At 55.3% G+C, this 20,375-nt stretch carries 12 protein-coding genes; 2 read left to right on the top strand and 10 right to left on the bottom strand.

Going from position 1 to position 20,375, the window contains the following annotated elements:
- Nucleotides 1–4 precede the first annotated feature (4 nt).
- The 4 genes from MKZ35_RS14130 to MKZ35_RS14115 form a co-directional block, all read right to left on the bottom strand.
- A complete protein-coding gene (locus MKZ35_RS14130; protein ID WP_482513880.1) occupies nucleotides 5–1,279 on the bottom strand; it encodes a lipopolysaccharide biosynthesis protein in 1,275 nt (424 codons plus the stop codon).
- 17 nt (nucleotides 1,280–1,296) lie between these two features.
- On the bottom strand, nucleotides 1,297–2,550 hold the full coding sequence (locus MKZ35_RS14125) for a glycosyltransferase (protein WP_482513879.1): 1,254 nt from the start codon (nucleotides 2,548–2,550) through the stop codon (nucleotides 1,297–1,299).
- Between the two features lie 91 nt (nucleotides 2,551–2,641).
- Complete coding sequence (locus MKZ35_RS14120; RefSeq protein WP_482513878.1) at nucleotides 2,642–4,204, bottom strand: hypothetical protein; 1,563 nt, start codon at nucleotides 4,202–4,204, stop codon at nucleotides 2,642–2,644.
- Nucleotides 4,205–4,248: 44 nt separating this feature from the next.
- Entirely contained in the window at nucleotides 4,249–7,107 is a 2,859-nt protein-coding gene (locus tag MKZ35_RS14115; protein WP_482514752.1) for a TonB-dependent receptor, read from the bottom strand.
- Nucleotides 7,108–7,383: 276 nt separating this feature from the next.
- Between MKZ35_RS14115 and MKZ35_RS14110 the strand changes: the two genes are divergently transcribed.
- Both MKZ35_RS14110 and MKZ35_RS14105 read left to right on the top strand, forming a co-directional pair.
- On the top strand, nucleotides 7,384–8,274 hold the full coding sequence (locus tag MKZ35_RS14110) for a YicC/YloC family endoribonuclease (RefSeq protein ID WP_482513877.1): 891 nt from the start codon (nucleotides 7,384–7,386) through the stop codon (nucleotides 8,272–8,274).
- 330 nt (nucleotides 8,275–8,604) lie between these two features.
- Nucleotides 8,605–9,144 (top strand): hypothetical protein, encoded by a 540-nt coding sequence (locus tag MKZ35_RS14105; RefSeq protein ID WP_187309761.1) that lies wholly within the window; start codon nucleotides 8,605–8,607, stop codon nucleotides 9,142–9,144.
- Between the two features lie 3 nt (nucleotides 9,145–9,147).
- On the opposite strand, the gene MKZ35_RS14100 is transcribed toward MKZ35_RS14105, so the two are convergent.
- From MKZ35_RS14100 to sov, 6 genes are all read right to left on the bottom strand, one after another.
- The gene (locus MKZ35_RS14100; protein ID WP_482512256.1) at nucleotides 9,148–9,855 is read right to left on the bottom strand and encodes an IS630 family transposase; all 708 of its coding nucleotides are present in this window, start codon (nucleotides 9,853–9,855) and stop codon (nucleotides 9,148–9,150) included.
- On the bottom strand, nucleotides 9,755–10,312 hold the full coding sequence (locus MKZ35_RS14095; protein WP_482511251.1) for a helix-turn-helix domain-containing protein: 558 nt from the start codon (nucleotides 10,310–10,312) through the stop codon (nucleotides 9,755–9,757). The genes MKZ35_RS14100 and MKZ35_RS14095 overlap by 101 nt, the downstream gene beginning before the upstream one ends.
- Nucleotides 10,313–10,579: 267 nt before the next feature.
- The gene (locus MKZ35_RS14090) at nucleotides 10,580–11,794 is read right to left on the bottom strand and encodes a M28 family metallopeptidase (RefSeq protein ID WP_482513876.1); all 1,215 of its coding nucleotides are present in this window, start codon (nucleotides 11,792–11,794) and stop codon (nucleotides 10,580–10,582) included.
- Nucleotides 11,795–11,983: 189 nt separating this feature from the next.
- Nucleotides 11,984–12,391: a VanZ family protein gene (locus tag MKZ35_RS14085; RefSeq protein WP_482513875.1), complete on the bottom strand. Its 408-nt coding sequence runs from the start codon at nucleotides 12,389–12,391 to the stop codon at nucleotides 11,984–11,986.
- 18 nt (nucleotides 12,392–12,409) lie between these two features.
- Complete coding sequence (gene gcvH, locus MKZ35_RS14080) at nucleotides 12,410–12,790, bottom strand: glycine cleavage system protein GcvH (protein WP_482513874.1); 381 nt, start codon at nucleotides 12,788–12,790, stop codon at nucleotides 12,410–12,412.
- A gap of 124 nt (nucleotides 12,791–12,914) precedes the next feature.
- Complete coding sequence (sov, locus tag MKZ35_RS14075) at nucleotides 12,915–20,303, bottom strand: T9SS outer membrane translocon Sov/SprA (protein WP_482513873.1); 7,389 nt, start codon at nucleotides 20,301–20,303, stop codon at nucleotides 12,915–12,917.
- Nucleotides 20,304–20,375 lie beyond the last annotated feature (72 nt).

Genomic DNA, 20,375 nt, shown 5'->3' with positions numbered 1-20,375 from the left:
AGAGCTACTTAACCGCTACTTCTCTTACCGGCTCAGCTTTGCTTTTCTGAAGACCCAGCAGCTGAATGAGATAGTGTAACTCTGCTTTTCCGGGTAATAATTCATTAAGCCATATCGCATTAGCTTTTCGGAAAGCCTGCAGTAGATAGGCTGCCGAGACAAGGTAAGACGAGGTAGCTGCCGCCGCTGCCCCCTCAATACCCCACTGGGGAATAAGTAACCAGCACCCCGGAACTGTGACGAAAAGCCCCGCAATGGCCGCCGCCGTGTTGACCTGATAGCGTCCTAAGCCGGCAAAGTAGGAGTTGAGAATAATGCTGACCGCCATAGCAATAACTCCCGGAGCCAGCAGCAGAATAACGGGCCGCGCTTCCCCAAAGTCTGCCCCGAATACGGCGGCCAGCACGCTGGCCGGCAGCAGACATAACCCCAGCACCATAATGGTTGTGCTCAAAAGTGTGAGGCGAACACCGCGCAGAGTAGGGGCCAGCTGGGAGCGTTTGTCGGTTGCGTATATCAGGTCGACATATTGGCTTTGCGAAGCGCTACGCGCAATCACCCAAACCGCCTCCGTTAGCGCTACGCCCACCGACAATATACCTACGGAATGGGTGTCAGCATAATAGGCTACGAAGTAATAGCTGAGGCGAAAGTTGATGAAGGATAAAATGTTGGATAAATGGGCGGCGCGGCTGTGGCGCGCCAGCTCACGGGCTGAGGCCCGGAGTCGTCGGCTCATCTGCCAACGGTCGGCGAGGCGGTAGAGTAGCGCCAGGCTCAATAGAAAAGGAATGCCCTGGGCGATGTAAGCGGCGTAGTAATACACCTCGACTGCGTGCCAGCGCCCCAGCGTAAACGCCAGCAGGAGCAAGCCGCCCTGCAAGCCGGTGGCTAACAGTAGCAGCGAGTTATAGGTGCGCTCCTGCCGCCGCCCCAGCAATAGCCCGGCGTTTATCAGAAAAAATGACTGAAGCAGACACACGCCCCACAAATGCCCCACGTAGCTGAAGGACACTGCCCGCCACACCCAAATGCCCGCCGCTCCTACCGTACATACCATTGCGGCCCACAGGTAAGCCGGTATCAGCAGGTTCCAGACGTTGCGGCGCGGCGCCAGATAGATAAGCGAAACGCCCCCTACCAGCCCGATAAACAGCAATAGCAAGGCACAATCGGTCACGAAAAGGCTGATGGCGCCGCGGCCAGCCGCACCCAGATAGCGGGCCGTGAGCCACACAATACCGAAGCTGCCGCCGGCTGTAGCCAGTCGAGTGACCATATTTTGAAAAACCCGCTTCAGCATGAGACAAGCGCTGAATGTGTGCTGATCTGCACCGGATTTTGCCCCCCAGCGGGCGGCAGTATGCTCGCGTAAAGAGCCGCAAACTGGCTACCCACTCGTGCCGGACTACAGCGAAGCTCAGCATCAGAGCGGAGCCGGTCAGGCTCAAAAGTTGCGCTGCCACGTAGCACTGCCGACAGGGCCGCCGCCAGCGCTGCTTCGTCATCGGGCGCTACGAGTAAGCCAAAGCGACCGGCTGGTTCAAATAGCTCTGGTACCCCACCCGTATGCGTGGCTACCACGGGGCAGGCGCAGGCCCGGGCCTCCAGCAATACACAGCCAAAGGTTTCGGCGCGGCTAAAGGAAACCAGGGCCGTAGCGCGTTGCATCTCGGTAGCTACGGCCGCATGCGGCAATTTGCCCAGAAAAGTAACCGTACCGTCGGCCAGCAAGCCCAGCTCTTGGGCTACGTGCCGTAAGCGAACCTCATCGGGGCCGTAACCAGCCAGGCGCAGGCGCAGATCGGGCCACGCCGGGCGCAGGGCAGCCACTACACGCAGGATGCCCGTCAGGTTTTTGATGTCTTCGTGAAAAGCAGCTACGTGCAAAATTGTATGCGGCGCGCGCGGGGCGTCTGGGGGGCAAAAAAGGTCCGTATCGACCACATTGGCAATGACTACGCTGGCGTCATTGCTGAATCTTAGGTTCCTCATGGCCCCTTGTAGCGCCTTCGATACGGTATGCAGCGTAGCGGCGCGGCGAACGACGACCCGCGTGAGCTGCCGTCGGAGCCAGCTAATGGTATGGGCCCGAAATGGCAGATACAGCGTCCAATGCTCCGTAACGATGTAAGGAACTCCATCGCGCCAGCGCCACCACAGGGCAGCCAATCCCGTGCGCAGTAGTACGTGCACGTGTACTAAGTCAGGATTTGCCCCCCAGCGCTGTACCACCTGCTTGTAGCCTTGCCCCACGCACCAATAGTAGAGTAGCAGCTTCAGCAACGTATCGAGTAGGGGCACCCCGCTGGGCCGCGCCCGATAATAGTAGCGCAAGACGGGTACTGCGCCATCCGTAGATTCCTCGTATTCGGTCCAGGCTGCTAACGGACCTCCGGCTACCATCGCGAATACGACCGCTACGTTTGCGTGAGGCGCAATAGCCGCTACGTGACGCGCCACGAAGTCGCCATCCTGGTCATCGTAGCGGTTGGGGTACCACTTGGGCAGCATAAGTACGCGCGGCTTCATGGTGACTAAGCTAAGCATGATTTGGCAGCATAACGCCATAAAAAAAGAAGCCCCTTGCGGAGCTTCTTTGTCACATAGAATAATGATAACCTAACGATAAAGAATAAGCCTAGTAGTCAGTGTTCTGAGGGTCAAAGTTTGTCCAGCCAGCCATCCAGTTATCGGCTGATGCACCTGAGCCAGAGAACGCGCCGATGTAGTTCACTTTGGTGAAAAAGGCGTCGGTTACTTTGGGATGGGTAAAATCAGCTGGGGCTGCCGGGGCCGTAGCCGGGCTTACAATAACAATAGGCGATGCCGTGCGGGGGATAAAGCTGGGGGCAGTCAGGTTGAAGGGGTTCAAAAGCTGCACATTGTCGGCGGTAGTATAGCGGCGGTTGTTGTTGGCTTTCAACCAAGTTAGCGGACCAACAGCCGAACCCCAGGCCGCGGAGTCGGAGCTCATCACGCTGTTAGGTGTCAGGTTGCTGGGTCCACCGGCCGGACCAACATAAATAATGTCGCGCTGACCCCGAACAGAATTGGAGTTGGTAAGTGAGCCGGCAATAATGTTGTTTTTGAATACCAGTTCACCAGCGGCGATGCGGGCAGCCGTTACGCCATTATCAACCAGTAGGCCGGTGGGGTAGCCCACAATCACCGAGTTCAAAATACTGGTGGTCGTATTGCGGCGCAGGTGCGCTCCGGCCGTGTATTGGTTGCTGATATTAGCCTGAGGCGAAGGATTCAGCAAAGGGCCAATAGCAGTAATGTTAGAGAAGACGGCCGAAGTGCGGGGTGAATTGTTAGAGCTATTGCCATCATTATCTGATTCAAACGCCTTCGAACCTGACTGGTCGGCTTGCAGCGGGTCGCGGAGCGATACGCCAAACTGTACTTTGCCAGAGTAGCCAAAATCCGTGTCGAAGTCGTCGTCGAAAGCCCGGTGCGATACCAAGTATTTGGCATTCACGCTACCACCAAACCATTCGAAGGAGTCGTCGCCGTTATAGCTTACCTGAATGTGGTCGATGGTAGTGCCGCTGCCCACACCGGCCAGCGTAAGACCATTAATTTCGCTGTTGGGCAGAAATGCAATACCACTGAACTCGATGCGCACGTATTGAAACGTACCAGAGTTATCAGCATAGAGTGCAGAATTGGGGTCAGTGACGTTAGCAGTACCGTATTTAGTAGTTAGGCCACCCTCAACTGTAGGCTGCTCCGTAGGGTTTACAGGGGCTTTACCAGCAATGATAACACCACCCCAGTCGCCGTAGTTACGCGAGCCTTTAGGCTGGTTGGAGGTAAATACGATAGGCTTCTCGGCTGTTCCTTTCGCCTCAATTTTGGCCCCCGGCTCAATAATTAGCGAGCCTTTCGTATCCTTATCACCCTTAATGATAGTGCCTGGCTCGATGGTGAGCGTGGCACCGCTACGCACGTAGATGTAGCCTTTGAGTAGATATTTATTTCCTGCGGTCCAGGTCGTATTGGTTGTGATTGGGGCTGATACTTCAATAACCTGTCCGCCAGTGGGTGGGGTAACGGGCGGCGTGGTGCCACCAGTCGTGCCTGTGGGCGGTGGTGCGGGCGCGGGAGTAGTATTTTCCTTATCACAGGCAGCCAAACCCAGCATCAGCGCCGTCGAGCAAGCCAGTGGGGTAAGACGAAATAAATTCTTCTTTTTCATACAACAACAGGTGAAATAGGGTTGGTGGAAGCGTAGTCGAAAGCCTAGGGCAGCGGCGTGCGAGGGGCGGTGCCATCTAAGTTGAAGCGCAGGCCTACAGTATAGTAAGTGCCGCGGCGGTAGCTGGTCAGGGAAGGATCAACCTTCGCCTCGTAGTTCTTATCGCCGTTGAAGTCCTGAAGCAGGTTCACGCGCTGATTGAACAGATCCTGGATACCGGCATTAACAGACCACCGGCTGGAGACCGTCTTGGTCAGGGTAAGGTCCACGGTGTGGCGGGGCATTTCCACCACGTCGGGGTACTGGTCGCTGCCGGCAAAGAGAATCCGGGGACCAAAGACATTGTAGAGGGCTGCAATCTGCCAGGTATTTTCCGGCGTCTGGTAGTACAGACCCGTGTTTATCACGTAAGGCGACTGTCCCTGCAAAGCCCGTTTGCGGTCCCAGGCCAGGGTGCCTTCGCTGAGCTGCACCTCACTTCTGATCAAGGAAGCATTGAATACTGCCGTCAGGTTGGTGAAAGCCCGGGTGCCAAAGGCTTTATCCAGGAAATTTAAATTCTTCTTAATGTCCAGCTCCAGGCCGTAGGCATAAGCGCTGGGGGCATTAGCGAAGGAATAAGCCAGATTGGAAGTTGATACTACCACGTTCTCAATCGGGTCGCGGAAGCGCTTGTAAAAGGCCCCCACGTGGATCAGCTCCCCATCGGAGGGATAAAATTCGTAGCGCAAATCCAGGTTGTCGATGGTAGCTACCTTCAGTGGCGTTTCCGGGTTTAGGTACAGCGACCCATAGTTGACGACGCTAAAGTCGAAGTCATAGTAGAAGAACGGTGCCGACTCCCGGAACTCCGGCCGGTTCAGGCTCCGCCCGTAAGAAGTACGGAGCAGGCTCTTATCTGTGAAGTTGTAGCTCAGATTGGCCGAAGGCAGCAGGAAATTCGTCGTGTAGTTCAGGTTTACGGGCTGGCCATTCACGCCGGATTCAATCTTCTGCACGTTGCGCTCGAAGCGGGCACCCGTCAACAGCTTGATCTTGGGTGTCACTGGTACATTCACTGAGAGGTAGCCAGCTTCCAGCTCGTTAGAGGCCGTGTATTGGTAGGTTGAGTTGATGTCCTCATCAAGGCGGAAGCCGCCGGGTGCGATGTTCTGGGGGGCAAATATGTTCCCGATGTTCTGGTTGCGCAGCGTCTGGTCGGTGGCCGCGCTGTTCAGCGAGTAGCCAAAGGCCCGCGCCTGAAAGCTACGGTCGCGATACTCCAGGTAGGTGCCCGCGCCCAACTCTACCTCCCGTTCACCTACCGTCAGCTTGTGCTTGCCATTGACGTTGATGGTATAAATGTCTTCGTTCAGCTTCTGAAACAGGCGACCCGCGTTGTTCACGTCGACCAAGCCAGGAGCCGGCGTTAGCACTGTTTCCAGCGTGGCTGCGCCTTCCGATGAGCTGGTCGGCTGCGAGGAGAAGGCCACGCGCCGCAGATCTGGCTCGTTGCGGTTGGAGTAGCCGTAGCCGCCCACCCAGTCGAGGCTGGTTTTTTCGTTGTTGAAGCTATGCGTACCGGCTAGCTGACCTGTATACGTTGTGCGGCTCTGATAGCCCATCGCATAGCTTTTGCGCACCTGCCGGTTATCGTTATCAAAGCCATCGCGAATGGTTAGCTGGTTGCGTCCAAATTGGTTGAAGAGGTTGCGGAACTCCAGCTTATCGCCATTTTTCAGCATCAGGCTGAAGTTCTGTACTGCCCCCAACCGAATGTTATTGGTTGATTGGTCGTCGCGCGCTATTTCCGTGCGCTCACCGCTGGCATCATACACATTGCGGTCGATGTTGAAGCGCGTAAACGTGTTGGTATAGTTAAGCGAAGAAATACTGCCAATCTCCAGTTCCCCTACCCGAATCTGATCCAGATACGACGCATTGAAGCGCACGTCAGGCATGGCCTGCGTCTTGAAGACCTGGAAGGTGTTGTCTAGCTGCTTGGCGTAGAAGTCGCGCTCATACTGCTGATACGCTGAGCCTAGCACCGGGAAGCCCCCCGGCAGGTCGCGCTGCCACCCACCAAAGCCTAACCAGTCCGTATTGCTTCCTTTGTCCGTAAAAAAGGTCTTGCCCGTGGTGCCTTCGCGGTAGCCGCTGGAGTAGTTTACCGTCAGCAACCGCTCATTGAGCACGGGCTTGCGGAGGTAAACCTTCACTAAGCCACCCGCGAAGTCACCCGGCAGTTCCGGCGAAGGGTCTTTAAACACCAGCACCCGGTCAAGTAGAGCGCTAGGCACGATGTCAAAAGAGAAAGACTTCTTATCCGTTTCGGAGCTGGGAGCGGTTACATCATTAAGCCACACCGTATTGTAGCGCTCACTCAGGCCCCGCACCTGAATGAAGCGGTTGTCGACAATCGTCACGCCCGGAATGCGGCGTACTACCTCAGCCGCGTCGCGGTCTTGGGTTTTTGCAATTTGCTCCGAGGAAATGCCGCTCACAACCACATTCGCTTCCCGGATTTCATTAATTACTGAGACTTCCGTATTGGTCCGTCGCACCCCCCGCACTACTACTTCGCCGAGTTGCTTGGTATCCTCCTCCAAAGTCGAGTTTACGGTTACCGTTTGCCCCGCCTTTACTACTACTTGTGGTATCTCGCGGTTTTTGTACGAAACCGAGGTAATAATAACGGTGTAGGTTCCAGCCGGGACATTAGAGAGGATAAAGCTGCCGTCCAAGTTGGTTTGTTCTGCCAGCGTTGTGCCCGCTAGCCGTACTGTCCCGCCAATTATACCTTCCTGGGTGGTGGCGTCCTTGATAGTGCCCTTCAGAATTCCGTTTTGGGCAAACCCTACTGTAAAGGAGAGAAGGGTGAAAAAGAAGGCTGAAAGAGCCGTTTTTGAGCAGATGTTTCCCATATCGAGCACAAAAGTACCGGTGGGCTATTAGCTCAATATTTCCTGGATGTTACATAATCGTTAACCGCTCTGCCCTTAGCTAATGAGCGGTTTTGAGGGCTCGCTATTACTCATAATTCAGAGGTAAGCTACTGAGACAAGTGTTGTTGCTTATAAAGTATTGTTTAGAAAATCAACTAGTTACGCGGGTAAGTGGGGCGCTAGCGGCCGGCTAGGCGTCAATAGTGAGTTCTTTACATTTGTACTTGTTCATATTTTCTTTCCGACTCTCTGTCTATGCTTCAATCCATGACCGGTTATGGTATCGCGCACCGCGAAACCGACCGCTATTCGGCTACCGTTGAAATCAAATCGCTCAACTCCAAAACCCTGGACCTGAGCCTGCGCCTGCCGCGCTTTCTGCAGGACCGGGAATTAGAGATTCGCAATCTGGTAACCAAAAGCCTGGTGCGGGGCAAAGTGAATCTGAACTTCGACTTTGCGCGCCCTACCGCTGCCCGTACCAGCTCAATGATCAGCCGCCCAGCCCTGACGGCGGCCTTTCAGGAGTTAAAGGCCGTGGCGCAGGAATTAGGCCTTCCTACAGGTGAAGATACATTTCTAGCGGCCTTGCGCTTGCCGGGAGTGATACTAACAGCCAGCGAGATGCAAGCCGAGCCAGAGGAGGAAGTCGCATGGGAGGAGTTGGTGCCCTTAGTATATGAAGCACTGGAGCATCTAAACCAGTTTCGCCACAATGAAGGCCAGGCACTGACTACTGAAATCGTCAGCTATGTAGACCGAATCCGCATCCTGCTCGCCGACATAGACCGTCACGATCCTACACGCATCGAAAACGTGCGCCAGCGCTTGCAAACCCATCTGGGCGAGCTAACCAAGCACGAGCAGTTTAATGCGACCCGCTTTGAGCAGGAGATACTCCATTATATAGAGAAGCTCGATATCGCCGAAGAGAAGGTTCGTCTTATTAGCCACCTGCACTACTTCACTGAAACAGTCTACTTGCCCGAGCTCAGCGGTAAAAAGCTCGCATTTATTGCTCAGGAAATGGGCCGCGAGATAAATACTATAGGCTCCAAGGCGAACGACTCAACCATACAGCATCTGGTAGTGAGTATGAAGGAAGAGCTCGAAAAAATTAAGGAACAGATCAACAACATTCTTTAGTCTGGCAGGTGTCATATCATCTGCTAGATGAGCTAATTGTATTTTAATAATATTAATTGGTATATAATTTTACTAATAAATTTCTGAAGATTAAACGTTGGTTTTAAATAGCACGAAAAAATTTGATTATGCCTGAATATGCGTTTGGGACTTGTTTTTGAAGATTGTGTGCTAAAATAAGTTCTAATACAGGTGTTAATAAAATTATTTTTCCATGAGAGACTTGCGTATTAAGAAATGGTTCGTAAATTGTGTTATCCAAACAGAGCTACTTCGGTTTTCATGGATAAATGCTCTATTCTGAGTTTCACATTTTTTCGGTTCAAGGCTATGAGAAAAGTCTTACTATTACCTGTTCTGTGCCTCTTCCTGCTTCTAACTGCAGCCCGGCCAGCCGCTGAAGTTGAGCTAATCAAGAAGCGTGTATTAAGTGAGCGAGTTGAGATCCTGATTCCGAAAGGATTTGAGGTGATGAGCGAGCAGCAGATGGAGTTCAACTACGCAAAGTCGCAGAGCCGGCCGAGCATGATCTTCACGAACAGCAAGGAAGCTAGCTTAGCCTTCAACTACACCGACAACGCGGCCGATCAGGATATGATTGATATGTACGCGGCCACATTCTACAAAACCTATACGAAGCAGTTCAAAGACGCGAAGTGGTTTGAGAACGGCGTAAAGGAAATCAACGGCCGTAAGGTTGGCTATATGGAGCTGATGAAGCCCGAGCTTGGCCACGAGGTATACACCCTGATTTTCTTCACCGACGTTGAAGACAAACTGCTCATGTGCACCTTCACCTGCGCTGACCGTCAGAAGCCTGAGTGGGAAGCAGTAGCCAAGCAGATTATGGCTTCCGTAAAAACCAACTAGTGCTTAGTCAGGGGAATTAGGCACCCTAATTTTCTGGTAATGTCGGCCGAGTTTGGTGCGGGCTTTTTCGAGGGAAAACTGCCAGTTGACCGTGGCCCGGCGCTCATTTCGCTCGGCTACACAAGCGGCCACGTGGGCGGTGAGCTCGTCCTGGGTGGGGATGCGCTGGTGGAGACACTGGCGGGCAATGGCCGAGAGTTCAAGTTCGACCATGTTGAGCCAGGAGGCATTTTTGGGCGTGTAATGGAGCTCGAAGCGCGCGGCCAGGGCGCGGGCCTGCGCGGCGGGCAGGTGCTGGTAAAAGACGGCATCGGTGTGGGTGTTGAGATTATCCTGCACTAACACGATTTTCTCCGCCTGCGGGTAGGCCGCCGCCAGGCGCTGCATAAAACGGCAGTAGTCCGCCCCGGTCCGGCGGGCGGAAACCTCGACCAGGCGCTGGCCGGTTGCTGGTTCAAAAGCGGCCAGCAAACAGGCCGTGCCCTGGCGTACATAGGTGCTGCTTTCGCGCCGGGGCCGGCCGGCTTTGGCGCGCTGGCCGTCGTGGGCGGGTTGGGCCGGCACAGGCGGCAGCGGCTCGACGGGCTGGCCGTGCAACACGCAGGGCCGCTCATCGAAGCAGACAACGGGAAAGCGTGGATCGTGGGCCCGCTCGTAGACGGCCAGCACGTCTTCCATCCGCGCCACAAAGGCCGCATTCACCGCCCCCAGGCACCAGTGCTGCTGGCGGTGAGGCTGCAATTCGTTTTTTGAGCACCTGCGCCACTGTTTCGTGGGAAATGGTTTCCACCAGGGCCAGTTCCACGGCTTTGTCGGCCAGCAAACGCAGGGTCCAGCGGCTGTGCCCCACCGGGGCCTGGGTGCAGGCCAGGGCCGTGATAGCGGCCCGGTCTGCCCCGTCGAAACGCCGCGGGCCGCCGCTCCGTGGCGCTTCACTGAGGGCGGCTTGCCAGCCGCCTTCTTCGTAGCGGCGGCGGAGCTGACTCACCGCCTGTCGGCTTAAGCCCACGGCTTGGCCGGCGGCCTGCTGGCCGATACCGGTGGCCAGCGCCAGCAGGGCCTGGGCGCGACGCACCGCCCGTACCGACCGGCGACCAGTGCGCGTAAAATTTTCGAGGGCGGCTTGGTCAGCAGCCGGCAGGGGAAAGGGAGTGATTGGACGGGCCATAGATTCCCAACGCTAACCCGCTTGTTTTGTTAACCAATCCCCCTGACTAAGCACTAGTACGTCCTTTCGGCTTACTTAGCAAAACGCTTCCGCCCGGCTAGATTCGCACTATGTGAGTCCAGCCGGGCGGAAGCGTTTTTAGTTCTGACAACCGCTGACATGAATATACTCGGCTTCTAATGGAACACCGGCTATACCGTACTTAGTAAGAAGCCAGACACCACGCGGCTATAACTCTCCTTTACCCAACTTGGGTATACTCCGCAATTAGTGCGCTGACGCAGCTCCTAGGCTATTCAGGAACGCGCTAACTAAACCATAAACACTGGCAAAAGCAGAGAGGGGCAGCGTCTCAGCACGGTCTTGTACATCATGGTAAGCTTTGATGCCGCCACGGGTATACAGGAAGAAAGCCGGTACTCCACGCTCTGAAAAAGGGAAATGGTCGGAGTTGGCTGCCCGGCCGCGGGCTGCGATGTCAGGGACGAAGTGATGCTTTTCGTTGAGGCGAGTCAAAAGCTGGTAGGCAGCAGGTAGCAGACGGCCGTTCACTACGGTCAGGCCTTCATCACCGGTGCCCAGTAAGTCCAGGTTAATCAGAAACTTGATTTGCGTGAGTGGCACCAAGGGATGATCTACGAAGTAGCGAGAGCCTATAAGTCCGGCTTCCTCCGCCCCAAACGCAATAAACACGACGGAATATGCGGGCCGATTGGCTGGTTGTGCGTAGTGAGCGGCTAGCTCTAAGAGCATAGCTGTGCCGCTGGCGTTGTCATTCGCACCCGGAAAGTAAGCCTGCTTACCCATGTGCCCCAGATGGTCGTAGTGAGCCGTAACGACGAGAAATGAGTCGGGCTGAGTGTGGCCGCGCACGTAGCCTACGAGGTTTTGGCTGAGATAGTCGCGCTGGAGGCTTGCTTCTACTTGTATGGTAGCTTGGGGGGCTTTTTGAGGCCAGCGGTCAACCAGAACAAGCAGCCGTGGTTGCGCATCCTGGGAAGCGGCCAGCGATGCTGTCAACTTAGGAACCAGTGTCAGGCGGGCGGCGGCTTGGTTCAGATGTTGTGCGAAGGCGTCAGGCAGAGTGCGCAGGCGGTCGGCATCGCGCTGGCGTAGCGCCACAATTTTGCCCCCCAGATTCTGTTTAAGCCAACGCTGCCCGGCGGTTTCGTTGGTGAAGATAAGGGTATCTAAAACCAGAACGGTGCCCGAGACGCGGCCTCCGCCGGAGGTGGACTCAGCAATAAAATCGACACCAGGTCTTAGATTTTGCCCCCCAGTCTGAAGGCGTAGGGCTCCGGGGAAGGTATTAACATCAAGGGGAAATTGCTGCGTAAAGTCAGGCGCTAACGGCTGAAGAGCAAGCTGCCGGAAGCGCTGGCGCAGGTAATTGGCGGCCTTTTGATCACCCTGACGGACGTAGCCTCTGCCGTGCATAGCGGGCGCCGTGAGGTGGCGGATATTCTGGCGGACACGTTCCATGTCCTGCGCCAGTCCCGATACGCTTAAGCACAACCAGCAACCTGTCAGCAACCCCAGTTGCCGTGTAGCCGCAAAAAAAGAGTAGGCATTTACTCGCCGATTAGCCAGCATAAGTAGCGTTTAGAAGCTGCTCGGGTAACGCCTTGGGCTCCGTTCCCTTCTCTTTAGCTGAAAGGAATGGCAGTGCATTTATTTTATCCAACGACCAGCAAAGTGCGCAAAAAAGCCCCCCAATAGCGCCCCAATGCCGTCGCTGAGCAAATCCGACCATTCGCCGTGGCGACCAAGGTTCATACTGGATTGCAGAAGCTCAATTAAACCGCCAAACAGTGTGCTTCCAATAATTATGAAAGGCACCGCAGCAGCGCGCAGCCCCGGAAAGCGACTCTGACGCCGTATCGAGAAAAAGCTGAGCACTGCCAACACCGCGAATACGAAAGCATGAGCGGCCGTATCGAAGGAGAGCAGCTCCCAACTCGGCGTGACCGGCATATCCTTGCTCGGTGTGAGGGTCAAAAGCAAAACGAACGCCGCCCACGCCCCCGGCAAAGCCACATAGGCCCGACGCGGAGAAGCAGGCGGCGCTGAGGTAGACACTGCCAATGTTCAGATAAATTAAGCGCCTACTAGTTCGCCGTACGCTTCAGCTGTCAGGAGCGAATCTACTTCAGCAGGGTTGGCAACAGATATTTTAATAATCCAACCGTCGCCGTAAGGGTCAGAGTTTACGGTTTCGGGGCTGCCGTCGAGGTGGTTGTTTATTTCCAATACGGTGCCGGAAATAGGGCTGAATAGGTCAGAAACCGTTTTTACGGCTTCTACTGTTCCAAATACCTCATTCTGCGCTACCTCTTTGTCGAGCGTGTCAATGTCCACGTACACGATGTCGCCAAGCTCTTTTTGGGCGTGGTCGGTGATGCCGATGTAGGCTACGTCGCCTTCTACACGCACCCACTCGTGCTCTTTGGTGTACTTCAGGTTTTCGGGAAGATTCATAGGGGACAGAATTGAAGAGGTAGAGACGGCAAAAGTAAGGGTTAAATGCTCAAATGGCCAGAATGGTTTTAGTGCTACTTCGCTGTATTCATTCTCGTCATTTAACGCGTTGGCTCTTGGTGAGCTATTGCCCTAAGCTGTAGCGCAATTGTATGCCACCCTCCGTAGAGGACGTTTTGAAGGCGTTTTCTACGCGTGGATCTGAGATGTTGCGGGTAAAGAAGAACTGCAGATTCAGGCGCTGATTAAGCACATAATCGATGGTAGGGCGAAGCTGCACCTGGCGGTTGCCATTGGTAGTTAAGCTCACCGGCCGCCCGATGCTGGGTGTCAGGCCAGGGTCGCCGGGGTCAACCACATCCAGAATGGTACGCTGGATGGTAGTGTTTTCGCGAATGGAAAGGTCAAGGCGGGCAGTCAACTCATTGTTGAGTACGCGCTGATTATTGCCCGAGCCGAAGGGCAGCTTAAGCCCATTCGTAACGTAGCCGAAGCCAATCACCAGCTCCTGCGTGTGGAGCTCCGTGATTTGCGCGTTAGTCGTATTCAAGCCGATGTCACGCTCAGTGCGGTATTCTACCCGACCCGTAACTTTCTCCAACGTCTGGAAATCGACACCGATCAGGGGGCTCAACCGCTCGGAAATGGTTGCTTGTCCAATCACATAATACGGAATAAACTGTCCTAGCCTGTTAATCTCCGTTGACAAATCTTCGGGCTCTAGTCTGTTCTCGTATTGGCTGGCGGTGCCGTAGCTGCCCACGCTATAAACCGAGCTATACGCATGCCGCAGGGTGATGGAGCGGAAATAACGCTTCACAAAGGGCAGCTCAGCTAGCCCGTTGTAATCGATGCGCCAGTTCGGAATCGGTATTTTGATAAAGGGAGTGAACTTCCCATCATTCGTATTACTCGATGATCTGCCACGATACGCGTCCAGGAAAGCGGGTAAAAGCACGTCTTGCGAATTGTAGCCGTATGTGCCCGTGTTGTTATTCGCTGCCGTCAGCCGCTGCTGAATTGCCCCCCGATTCTCTACAAAGCGGTTGAAAGCTTTCGAAATGGTGCCATTAGCTGTACGGTCGCCGAAGAAGGTTTGAATTGTAACAATGGATGTGCTGAAGGAACCTGTGCCTAAGCGTCGAACGCGCGCCAACGAGTCCGTTATACCTGTTAGTGGGTTTCGGATGCGAATGGGTAATAGCGTCACAGTATCTGCCGCCAAGCGATAAAATACGTCCTCATTTTCTACTTTCTGCCAACGGGCATCCAAACGAATATTGAAGTCACGGAAAGGCTCCAAGGCTGTTTGTAAGGTCAAGTTTTTGGTGCTCAAGGAACTCAACGGCGTGTTCAATAGGTCGCTGCGCTGGGTGTACCAGCCCCGGCCAGCCGCCCGATCATATAGCGCGTCGAGGTCGTACTGACGACCTAGTAGGAAGGGCACACCAGGCGCATCGAAGTCGCTGTTCAAGCCGAAAAATTTGGTTCGAGGCAGGTAGCCCGGCAGCAGCGTGCCATTGCTGAGCGTGTAAGTGAAGTTGATGGAGCGCGCCGTCATCAGGGAGCGCAACACGGCCTTCAAGAAGCGCAGCTCAGGCCCTTTGGCCGAATCGGCGGGGGCAGGAACGGCTCCATTAGCCGACTGGGGGGCATTTTGGCCAGTGGCGCGAGCCGTTGGTGGCTGCGCATTATTGATGATATTCAGGAAGCGCACTTTATTGTACAGCTTCACCAGATCGATACGGCCGTTGGCGCTAAAGGCCCCATTGTTTTGTATGGTATTGCCCAGGTTGAGCGGTATGGTCGTCGTATCGGCGAAGTTGGATGGGTTGACCGGGGCCCGCAAAGCAGTAGAAGCCGCCTGCCACGAATAGTTGGCTTCGTAGCGCGTATCGGCAGTCAGCCAGTCGGTAAGCGGGAACTTGTCCAGCGGCAGCCGGTAGGTGAGGGCTATGGTCTGGTTGAAGTTGGTAGTGCGGCCTCCTCTCTCAAACAGGTTGCGGCGCAGCAGCTCCCGGTTTCGCTCCGCCTCGGGGCTGTCGCCCAGTGTGGCGCCAGGTCCTTCATCAATTACCCCGCGGTTGGTGGCCGTGTAGTCCAGAATGAGGCTTTTGGTCAGATCCCACTTCAGATCATAGATCCGATTGAAGAAGAAGCTTTTCAGGAATACACCCGGAATTCCGTCTGTAGTTGGTACCTGACCGGGTACCTGCGTACGTTGAAGGAAGCGCTCATTATAACGTCTGTCCAGATCGGCACGGAAGGCGAATCGGCTGGGAGTCGGCGTAAAATTCAGTTCCTGAAAAATTTTCAGATACGGTGAATCCAGCGCTTTTATGTTGGCCAGCGGTGTGTAGTTGCGGGGCGTTGTCTGATAGATGTAGGCCAGCGCTCCGTTGTAGGTGCGCGTAAAGTCGCGGTCCGTTACGATGTCGGTATGCTTGCGTTCCGTGAGCGAATAGCTCAGGGCAAGGTTCTCAATATCGTAGGGACGCACCTTACGCTCCGTGTTGGTGCGCTCTTTCCGCACGTTCAATACACTAATGCTTTTGCTGGTAGTTTGGTCAATTACCTCGTTGCGGTACTTTGCGCGCTCCGTCTCACTATCAAACTTTTGCAACGACTGCGTGAGCTCCGTATCCGGATCAAGCGGGTCATACTTGGGTACACGGCTTTCAGTACCAGCCTGAAGCAACACAGGCACACGCAGAGCAAGCTTTTCAGGGAAAAACTTCTCCGCTGCTATGGTTGCATTCAAGTCGCCGCGGCTTACATTGTCCAGGGAGCGTTGGCTGGGCCGGTCCTGCAAGCCACCAAAGCCCACCGACGTGAAGCTGCCCGTAGCCGTGATATTAGCCAGATCGGCCAGCTTAGTATTAAAGCGCGCCGTGGCGGCGTAACCGGATTCGCGGTCAAAGTCAAACACCCGGAACTCATCGGCCCAGATGCAGAGCGACTTGGGAGCATTGTCGTCGGTGGGGTTAAGAACACCAATCATTGCTCCCTGCACCGCGCTAAAATCGGGGTTGCCCACAATGGTGATTTGAGCCTCTACCCCGTTTTGACCAATGACAGTCTTCACGTACGGTACGTTGAACGCCACGCCGGCGGCATTACGCTCTGCTTTGGCATCAATGAACTGCTGCAAAGAAATCTGGACCTCATTTTCCAAAGGCCAGATATCGCGCTGACCCGTGAGGCCGGGGCGGGTTAATTTCAGGGGAACAGCGTATTCGTAGTAGTTCTGGGTGTAGTCGGTGCCGATGCGAATAAAGCCGCGCACCTGACCATCCTGAACACTCTGGCCCTGGCTTTCAGCGTGCAAAAACAAGCGCAGCTGCTTGTAGCGCAACATATTGATGCTAATATTCTTGTACGCTGCTTTGCCGTAGCCATCGCGCAGGCCTTCCACGCACAAGCGTAGCGACTGCTCGTTCTGCTGACGATTCACGGTGCTGGAGCCGTACTCCCGGTCACGCTCGATGCCGGGGGGCAAAACGTAAGGAATCTGGTCGGCACCCGCGGCCAGGCCGTTCTCTTCCAGGCTTACCGTAGAGATGTCGAAGGCGTCGGCGTCGGTATCGGTGTTGATATTTGGGCGGCCAGGCTCCGCAATAGTCGTCAGGAAGCGGCGCCACTGATTCGCTACAAATTGAAGCTGCACCAAGCGCAGTACTGCGGGCTGCTGCCACTGGGTCATGTACATGCGCACGAAGCGGATGGATTTGAACCCGAACGGCTGCCCATTCTGCGTGCCCCGTACCGCCGAATACTGCCGCACCGGCACCCGAAACTGGTACCACGACACATCGTTGCCGTTCACCTGTTTGGTGATCTTGTCGATGATGTAGTTCTGGCCTACCGCTAGCTGCCCCGGCTGCAGCCGAATACGATACTCGTAGTAGCGCTCCTGGTCTGAAATAACATTATCGCGGTTTAGGTCTTCCTTGTCGGGGAAGGCGGTGGAGCTCTGCTGGCTGTCGCCGTTCGAGTTGCCTTCCATGCCGTTGAAATTCTTGTAGCGACCCAGAATCTTCACGTCGCGGCCCCCCGAGTTGTAGTAGCCATCGAGGTGGTGACGGAATCGGTCGGCCGAAGGATCGTCGAACTGAGAGTATACCCCCTGGAAGAAGGCTCTCTCGTCTGTATCGTTCAACCCATCAAGACCGATATCCTGTAAGCCGCGCCCGCCTGGAGCTGAGCTAAAGGCATCGGTGATAAACTGCTGGCGCGTCACGCGGCCCCAAATGTTCTGCTCAACATCCCGCCGCGTAATGCTAGCACTATCGGGGAGGCCGTTTTCAAACTCGTGCCGCCCGTCCTTAAGCACGTCTTCCGACACCGAGCCCAGGTTCAGATATAGATCACCACCCGTGGTATTGTTTTGGGGGGCATTTTCAGAGTCATTAATCTGTCCGTTGGGCCCGGCAATAAAGGGGTCCATCAGCCAAAACTCCATGTACTCCACGTTGGCGTTATCGAAGTCCGTATCGAAGGTGATTTCCCGGCTGATGCCGCCATACCGCGCCGCATTGGCCGCTGGCGCCTGGTTGGCAAACTTGCGCTCATCGGTCGTTGATACTTCCGGCGTGTAGTTATACTGGCCCCGCTCGCCCGGATAATACGCCATGTCGAAGCTGAACTCGTAGCTGTTGCCGGTGGCACCTAAGTCGCGGTTAGGAAATATCTCGCTACGCTCTATACCGCGGGTGTAGTGGTTGCTCAGGCTTGGGTCGTTGCTGGAAATGTTCTGGGGCTTGCTCGGACCGCTCGTGTAATAGGTCTGATCGATGGTGTACCAGGCCAGCTTAGCCCGGCGATACGCCGACGAAAGCCCGTCCGGATTTGCCCCTTGCAAGGGCAAGGGAGTAGATGCCAGGCGCCAGGCTGTAGTACCATTCAGGCCACCCAGCGAATAGGGCGTGCGGGCCGTTTCGAAGTCGTCGATGTAGGAAACGCCGTTTTCGCCGCGACCTAGCTGTGAGCGGCCAGGTACTAGTCGGGCAAACTCCCCGCTGAACGCTACCGACGAAGGCTCCTTCGTAGCAATCAGGGGCAACATATCCAGGTACTTGGTTAGCACCCGCGAGTCGCGGCGCAGGTTCACGTCGAGGCCGTAGATGGTATTGTTGCCCGGCTCGTCGCCAATACTCACGCGGTTAATGCCAGGCGCCTGGTTCTCGCGCAGGTGCAGCACCGTAGCGCCAAAGTTTATGTCCTGGTTCAGACGGTAGTCGAAGCGGGCACCAACCAAGCGGCGCGGCTGAATCTGCACTACGGCGTCCTTCTCAAACTCCACCCGCAGCTCATTGGCGGAGTTCAGGTAGCTAGGATTGAGAATCTTAACTTTCGCCTGATCGTAGAAAACCTGGTAGTCTCGGCCTTCTTCCAGCAAGGTGCTACCCGAGCGCACCCGCACCGAGCCCGGCGCCACCCGAATACCGGGCAAAGCGATTTCATCTGTCGCCGTGGCCTGAAAACGCCCCTTGAGGAAGAACTTATCCTTCACCTGCACCTGCTGGGCGTCACTCTGAGTTTGGGTGTACAACTCATTGTACACGTATTTATCAACTAGCGCAGTCTCGGTGGGCGTGAACTGGGCTTGTAAATAACTGCCAAAGGGTTCCACCACTGGAAAGATGATCTTGCCTTGCTCCGGGTCGATGGTAATACCGGGGAAAAAGTCAAAGTTACCGTCGGGGTTTTGGTCGTTGTTTGGATTTACGTTATCCAGATTCAGCACCTCAATCAAGGGCCGATTGGCAATCCGCGCACCTTCCTTGAGCGAAATCAAATCGACGCCCGTCTGGTCGTCCTTGTAGACTACCTGAAGCTGAAAGTTGTCGCGGTTGAGCTGGCTCGCGTTGAGAGGATAGATGTTTTTCATCATCAAATCCCAGGTAGGCAGGTTGCCGCTGGCCAGGTTAGGGTTATTCGGATTCGCAGCCGGATCGGCCAGGCCCACGCCGGGGTTAGTGGCCTTCAGCATTTTCAGGAAAATAACCTCGTCCTGCCGCACGTTGGCGTAATCCTCCACTAACTCACCTACTTTGTATACCTCGCCGTTGTAGAGGTATTCATACGATACCCCCAGTACCTGCTCGGGTAGCAAGGCAGTATTCAGGCTTAAGTAGCCAAGCTGAGCATTGAAGGTGTACTCCCGCGGGTCGAGCTTGCGGGCGCGTACTCGCTCAAAGTCCACCGTTTTTACCAGGTTCCGCTGGGCTAAAAAGTTATCCACCGTTAGCTCGTTACGAGCTTGAGTGCCTCCACTTATAAGAGTAGTAAATTCACTGTTGGCGTTGTTCGTAGCTACAACCCGCGGGCTGGGGTTCTGAAACTGTGACCGATATACTCGCGTTGGCTCCGCTAAATCCATCAGAGTCAATATATTGCGTAGGTTGTCCGTGGTGCGGTTGTCGTTGGTCACGTACACCTCCAGACGCCGGATTTCTATACCCGACTGTACTGTAGGCAGGTTGCGTAGCGCCGCATCGTAGCGCTCGCGGAAAAAGTGCGACAGGAAAAAATGGCGGTCACGCTCATATTGGCTGGCTTTCAGCTCAAATATGCGACTCTGGGCCCCGTTCTGAACCCGCACCTCATCGGCAGTGCCGCGCAGGGTGCTCGCCACCGCCGTTATGCCCAGCTTACCAAACTGTAGCTGGGTTTTGATACCAAACAAATTTTGCCCCCCTTGCACCAGGGAGTTGTTCAACGGCAAGCTTACGTTGCCTAGCTCCACCTTGCGGATGATGTCGGTTTCGTAGCCCGTGTAATCGAGCTTCATGTTGTTCTCGAAGTCGAAGGCCGCCTTGGTGTCGTAGTTGAACGTGAGGCGCATCTTTTCCCCAATCTGGCCCGTCACGTTAAGGTTCAGGTTTTGATCGTACTCGAAGTCGCCCACGCGCTGCTGGCGCAGCGTAAGCGAGGGGTTACGGTTGCGGTTGAAGCGCGCCCCAGCCCGCAAGGTCACGGCGCCTTGGGGCTTGATATCCACGTAGCTGCCGCCAAAAATGCGGTCAGCAATTGGACCCAGGTAGATGCGCGGAATAAGGCGGCGCGAGCCCGTTACACTTTCGCCATCCAAGCCCGCCGAGCGCGTGCGGAAATAATCGCGCACTACCCGCTGCTGTTGATAGCGCGAGTATTCCTCAAAACTGACTCGCGTCGGGTCACGGAAGTCAATATCTGACCCGATACTCTCCCGGATATCATAGTTTTGGAGGCTGTCATCGGGCGTCACTTCCACGTTCACGTTGGCCGGCAGGTCCAACAGCAGCGGCGACTGCCGCCTCTGGGGCGAAAGACGCGAGCCGACACGATCCTGGGGGGCAATTTTGGGTCGCCGACTGGAGCGGTAGATGCTCGTATCAGGCAGAACGGTGCGGGGCGTATCGGGTACTATTGCCATCGCCGACCGGCTAGCCGCCGGCAGCCAGCTCCAGAGCTGGCGCAGGGCAAATGGGTGGGCGCCGGCAGGTTCAGCCTGCGATAACCAAGTCAGCAATGACGCGACAACGACTATAGAGGCGGCGAGAGACTTCTTACCGTGGGTCAAGGGAGACTAAGAAAGACGGGC

The sequence above is a fragment of the Hymenobacter sp. R533113 genome (assembly GCF_056835965.1).
The sequence above is the reverse complement of the archived record's forward strand: the minus strand, read 5'-3'. Positions and strand labels throughout refer to the sequence as shown.